This is a genomic window from Mastigocoleus sp. MO_188.B34 (assembly GCF_030065675.1).
Classification (GTDB): Bacteria; Cyanobacteriota; Cyanobacteriia; order Cyanobacteriales; family Nostocaceae; genus Mastigocoleus.
This window is the reverse complement of the sequence record NZ_JASJDK010000076.1, coordinates 22,772-28,771: the sequence shown is the minus strand read 5'-3', so window position 1 is coordinate 28,771 and position 6,000 is coordinate 22,772. Positions and strand designations below refer to the sequence as shown.

Below are 6,000 nucleotides of genomic sequence, written 5' to 3'. Positions count from 1 at the left end.
AATTATTTATCATGAATAATAATTAATATAAAATAAATGATAAATATAATAAATGTCACTTATATCTGTAATTATACCAGTATATAACGGCGAAAAAACTATTGAAAATACAATTAAATCAGTCTTAAGTCAAAGTATAAACAATTTTGAATTGATAATAATTAATTCAGCATCAACTGATTCGACATTAGAGATTATCTCCCAATTTAAAGACCCACGTATTAAGGTTTTTTACTATCCAAAAGCTAATGTAGCCGTCAACCGGAATCGTGGCTTTAAACATGCTTGTAGTGATTTCATCAGTTTTATTGATGCTGATGATTTGTGGACAAAGGATAAATTAGAACTTCAATATAACGCATTAATTAATAATGCTAATGCTGGACTTGTTTATAGTTGGACAGATTGTGTAGATGAACGAGGTAAATTTCTCCGCAGATGTTCCTATGTCAATTGGAGCGGAGATGTCTATTGCAAGTTACTGTTAGACGACTTTATTGGTAGTGGTTCTAATGTTATGATTCGCCGAGATGCTTTTGTAGCGGTAGGAGGATTTGATGAAATTTTAACAAATGCTCAAGATACTGATATGTGGATACGTTTAGCAGCTAAATATGATTTTGTTTGTGTACCAAAACCACAAATTTTATATCGAATTTGTAATATTTCTATGTCTTCTAATGTATTGGGATTAGAAAAATCAAACTTGGAAGTTATTAATAGGGCGTATTCTCATTCAAAGGCTGCACAACATCAACATCTAAAAATATATAGTTTGGGCAATCTTTATAAGTATCTTAGTTATAAAGCACTTGATGTATACCCAGGGAAACAGAATACTTTTCATACTGCTAGGTTTATTTTTATGTGTCTGAAATATGACCCAGTTATAGTTTTTAAACCAATATTTTTTAAAGCTTTATTTAAACTGACTTTAATGACTTTACTTTCTCCGAAACAGGCTAAAAAGGTACTAAGTTTATTGCCCATTTTATCTAACACAAGTACTTTCTTAGGATATGAAGTAACTTCTTAATTAATCATGTTTTATCAATAAAATTTTCCTAATTAAAAAAACTTCACTTGAATAATCACAAATTTCACTATAGCAATCCTAAAGTACTTGTGAAAAATATCACTTGTACAGTTAATATTTAATTTTCAATAACACTTTATTTAATAAAATAAATGACTATTTCCGTAGTTATTCCTGTTTATAATGGCGAACAAACAATTGCAGAAACAATAAAATCTGTATTAAATCAAAATTTCAAAGATATAGAAGTTATAGTTATCAATGATGGTTCTACAGACAAAACAGTAGATATTGTTCAAAATATTTTTGATTCTCGTCTGCAAATATTTTCCTATGATAATTCTGGTTTAGCTGCTACTCGTAACCGTGGAATAAAAAAAGCAAGGGGAAAATTTATTTCTTTTATTGATGCTGATGATTTATGGACACTTGATAAATTAGAAGACCAATATCAAGTTTTAAAAGCAAATCCCCGAGCAGTATTAGCTTACAGTTGGACAGATTACATAAATGATTCTGGTAACTTTATTAAAGCAGGTAGACGCATAAAATTTACCGGATGGGTTTATGAGCGAATGTTGATGGGAAATTTCCTAGAAAATGGCTCAAATCCTCTCATTCGTCGCCAAGTATTTGAAGAAGTCGGTCATTTTGATGAATCCCTATCCGCCGCAGAAGATTGGGATATGTGGTTACGAATTTGTGCGAATCATGAATTTGTATGTGTGCAAAAACCACAGATTTTATATCGAATATCTGCTAATTCAATGTCAAATAACCTCAAAAAGCAAGAAGCAGAATCTTTAAAAGTGATTGACCGTGCTTTCATCGATGACAAAGCTCAACAACTACAGCACTTAAAAAAGACAAGTTTAGCCAATCTTTACAAATACCTGACTTTTAAAGCAATTGAAGCTGCACCAAATAAACAACAAACTCGAATTGCATTACGATTTTGGTGGAACTTTATCAACAATAGTTCATCCCTTCGGCAACAGTGGCGCATCATATTAATAGCGGCGGTCAAGATAATTTTTCCTCACCTTTGTAATATTCTGCAAAAGAAAAAATACCATAATTTAAGTAAAAAAACTTAAGGACAGTAACATTTAATATCATGGTAGGGAAATCCGAATTATTTTTATAGGGCAAACAAACATTTCAAGTATAGGCATTCACACTCGTTGAGTTCTACAATTCTTGATTGATTCAGCATTGATTTTCGCACTTACATAAATAAAAAGTGTCGAAATAAGCTTGTCTGAGTCATGATTGAAATATTTGTATGTATTTGTAATCAGAGAATATGCTAGAACAAGGTACTATCAGCATTCATACTGAGAATATATTCCCGATTATCAAGAAATCGCTTTATTCCGATCATCAAATCTTTTTACGAGAATTGGTATCCAACGCTGTAGACGCGATTGCTAAACTGGAAATGGTATCCCGCTCTGGAGAATATTCAGGCGAAATCGGCGAACAAGAAATTCAAATTGCTGTTGATAAGGATAAGAAAACTCTTTCCATATCCGATAATGGAATTGGAATGAGTGCTGATGAAGTAAAAAAATATATCAACCAAGTGGCATTTTCCAGTGCCGAAGAATTTATTCAAAAGTATAAAGGAGACTCAAACCAACAAATTATTGGTAACTTTGGTTTGGGTTTCTACTCATCCTTTATGGTCGCAAAGCAGGTTGAAATTGATACACTTTCTTATAAGGAAGGGGAACAAGCTGTCCATTGGACTTGTGATGGTTCTCCTGCTTTCACTTTGGATGATTCATCTCGCACAACTCGTGGTACTACAATAACTCTGCACCTCATGGAAGAGGAAGAGGAATTTTTAGAACCCGCACGCATCAAAAATCTTGTTAAAACTTACTGTGATTTTATGCCAGTACCCATCAAAATGGATGGGGAAGTTCTCAACAAACAAAAAGCTCCTTGGCGAGAATCACCCAGTAGTTTGAACAAGGAAGATTACTTAGAGTTTTACAAATATCTGTATCCCTTTGAAGAAGAACCATTACTTTGGGTACATTTGAACACCGATTATCCCTTTATTGTCAATGGTATTCTCTATTTTCCCAAACTCAAGCCCGATGTTGAAGTTAATAAAGGACAAATCAAACTATTCTGTAACCAAGTTTTTGTCAGTGATAATTGCGAAGAAATTATTCCCCAGTTTTTGTTACCCATGCGGGGTGTAATTGATAGTACCGATATTCCTCTCAACGTTTCCCGTAGTGCTTTACAAGGCGATCGCACCGTAAGAAGAATTGGTGACTATATCGCCAAAAAGGTCGGAGATAACCTCAAGGAATTGTATCGCGACGATCGCGAAAAATATGTTGGTGCTTGGAAGGATCTCGGTACTTTCGTTAAATTTGGCGTTCTCAACGACGAAAAATTCAAGAAACAAGTCCAAGACATAGTAATATTCCGTAGCACATACCAAGAAGAATCAGCAGACACCACCACAGTTCAAGTTCCCACAGAAGAAGGTGATGCTTGGCAAGATGTTACTCCTGCTAACAAATTACCTTATACTAATCTTAAAGAATACTTAGAACGGAACAAAGCAAAGCACGAGAATCGAGTATTTTACTGCACAGACGAAGCAGCACAAGCCACCTATGTAGAATTACATAAAAGCCAAGGCTTGGAAGTCCTATTTATGGACTCATTCATTGATACTCACTTTATCAACTTCTTGGAGCGGGAATATACAGACGTTAAATTTACTCGGGTAGACTCAGACTTAGATAACACCCTCTTAGATCAAGAGAAAGACAAAGAAATCGTTGACCCTAACACAAATAAGACTCGCAGCGAGCAAATCAAAGAGCTATTTGAGAAAGCACTCAACAAACCAAAACTAAATATTCGTACCGAAGCCTTAAAATCTGATAATCCCCAAGGTACACCACCAGCAATGGTTCTTTTACCCGAAATTCTACGCCGTTTGCGGGAAATGAACGCCATGATGCAACAACAAAACGTAGAATTTCCAGAAGAACACGTTTTACTGGTAAATACATCCCACCCATTAATTCAAAACCTGGCAAATCTCAACCAAGGTAGTATTATTCAAGGTGATGGTTCTTCTCCCACACAACAATTGGTAAATATGGTTTGCCAACATGTTTACGATCTAGCATTAATGTCACAGAAGGGCTTTGATGCTGATGGGATGAAATCTTTTGTGCTTCGTTCCAATGAAGTACTAACCAAACTCACAAAAGAAGCAATTAAATAGGATAATTCATGACTAACAGTTGAAATATATCCGATTTTGTAGGGTGTGTTAGGCGTTAGCCGTAACGCACCGTTATTCTTAATATCGGATGTGTTAATTCGCTAATTGTGGTTGCTTATTCAAGCAAAAGCAGTGATATACCATCACAAAGATGATATTGGGTAAATTAAATACCCAACATTCAACCAAAATTAATAACTGTCTACTTGTTTTCCCTAATTACTTGCTTCTTTAGATAAAATAGTAGATCGTGTAAAAAACAAGGAGATAGATTTTATGTCTCGTCGCTGTCAACTTACTGGGAAGAAAGCAAATAATGCTTTTGCAATTTCCCACTCTCACCGTCGTACCAAGCGTCTTCAGCAAGTCAACCTACAGAACAAACGTGTTTGGTGGGCTAAAGGTAATCGTTGGGTAAAACTAAAACTTTCTACCAAAGCAATCAAAACTTTGGAAAAGAAAGGTCTTGATGCAATGGCTAAAGAAGCTGGGATTAATCTTAATCACTATTAAGGTTCTATCATTTCCAAGTTCATACCTAAATTACTGGCAATTTTCGCCAGTTATCATCAAACAAACCAGAGCACCTGTGCGGAAACCGATACGGGTGTTTTTGGTGTTTATGGGGTTGGGGACTAGGGATTAGGTAGGGATTAGGGATTAGGCGTTGGGAAGCAAGCATATTGGATTATAAGCAAATAAAGTACAGCTAAAATACTGTCAGGAGTAAAGAATATTCTAATTTTGACTCCTGTCTTCTGATTTCTAAAAAATACTAAAAAGCACATCCACTGGGTTGTGGTTGTTGGGATTTTACCTCGAAAGCAAAATTGGCTTTCAGTTGAGTTGGTTTAAAACCATCTTTTACTGAACCTTTGAAAACGGTTGTCCCATAACCTGAATTATTCATGTGTGCTCGGATTATTACTATTTCGTTATTGCTCACAGTCACTGGTCCACCCCAACGCTCAAAAGGTTGCTCTTTAACATGACTGTGTGCCAAAATACGGCGATAGAGAAGTTTTCCTTCCTCATTCAATACTTCCCACCAGTTAGCATATTGTTCGCAACCTGTATCGGGGCTGGCAATCCCCACATTAAAGGTATAGTTTTGTGCTTTTCCCTGAGCTTTAACAGATACTACTTTAGCTTCATTAACATTTTTTTCCACAATATTTTGCTCTGTATTTTGCTGTTGCACATTAGCTGAGTTCGTTTCTGTGCAGCCAAAAATGCAAATCATAGCCAAAATGAATAATTTTTTCACAACTATCACCGCATTATGTTTAGGTATCGATAATTTTTTAAGTCAAGTCGATTCAAATACAGCAATTACCAATTACCAATTACCAATTACCAAAATTTTATTTTCCCTAACTGATATATTTATCGCTGCAAATGGGTAACATAAGTTTACTCTCCCAACAGCAACTTCATTTACCTGCTATTTCAAGTAAAATTTTGCCTTTTTTGGGATGAATTGATGACATTTATACTCTGTCTCAGCTACAAATTAAATAATCCAATATTTCTGAATAACAATTCAGACTTTTTAACCTTTTAAAAATCTATTAATTACTAAAAATCATCATATAAATTAAAGTTGATTTTTAACATACAAATTTTCTTTTTAGGTAATTTTTATCGTGCAGATAGCAATCCTAAACCATTTGTGAAAATCAAATATGATTGCTAGATA

The 6,000-nt window shown here is 34.6% G+C and carries 6 protein-coding genes; 5 read left to right on the top strand and 1 reads right to left on the bottom strand.

All coding sequences use genetic code 11. The features are described from left to right. Positions 1 to 52 precede the first annotated feature (52 nt). From QNJ50_RS17960 to rpmB, 4 genes are all read left to right on the top strand, one after another. Positions 53 to 1,036, top strand: a complete 984-nt coding sequence (locus QNJ50_RS17960) for a glycosyltransferase (protein WP_300637681.1) — start codon at positions 53 to 55, stop codon at positions 1,034 to 1,036. Positions 1,037 to 1,188: 152 nt separating this feature from the next. Continuing rightward, positions 1,189 to 2,133, top strand: a complete 945-nt coding sequence (locus QNJ50_RS17955; protein WP_300637679.1) for a glycosyltransferase — start codon at positions 1,189 to 1,191, stop codon at positions 2,131 to 2,133. A 209-nt stretch (positions 2,134 to 2,342) separates the two neighbouring features. Further along, a complete protein-coding gene (gene htpG, locus QNJ50_RS17950; protein ID WP_300637677.1) occupies positions 2,343 to 4,301 on the top strand; it encodes a molecular chaperone HtpG in 1,959 nt (652 codons plus the stop codon). 276 nt (positions 4,302 to 4,577) lie between these two features. Continuing rightward, a complete protein-coding gene (gene rpmB / locus QNJ50_RS17945) occupies positions 4,578 to 4,814 on the top strand; it encodes a 50S ribosomal protein L28 (protein WP_300637675.1) in 237 nt (78 codons plus the stop codon). A 262-nt stretch (positions 4,815 to 5,076) separates the two neighbouring features. Here the strand turns inward: rpmB and QNJ50_RS17940 are convergent, their stop codons facing one another. Next, entirely contained in the window at positions 5,077 to 5,544 is a 468-nt protein-coding gene (locus QNJ50_RS17940; RefSeq protein WP_300637673.1) for a hypothetical protein, read from the bottom strand. A gap of 7 nt (positions 5,545 to 5,551) precedes the next feature. Here QNJ50_RS17940 and QNJ50_RS17935 point away from each other — a divergent pair, with 7 nt between their 5' ends. After that, complete coding sequence (locus tag QNJ50_RS17935) at positions 5,552 to 5,707, top strand: hypothetical protein (RefSeq protein WP_300637671.1); 156 nt, start codon at positions 5,552 to 5,554, stop codon at positions 5,705 to 5,707. Positions 5,708 to 6,000: the final 293 nt, after the last annotated feature.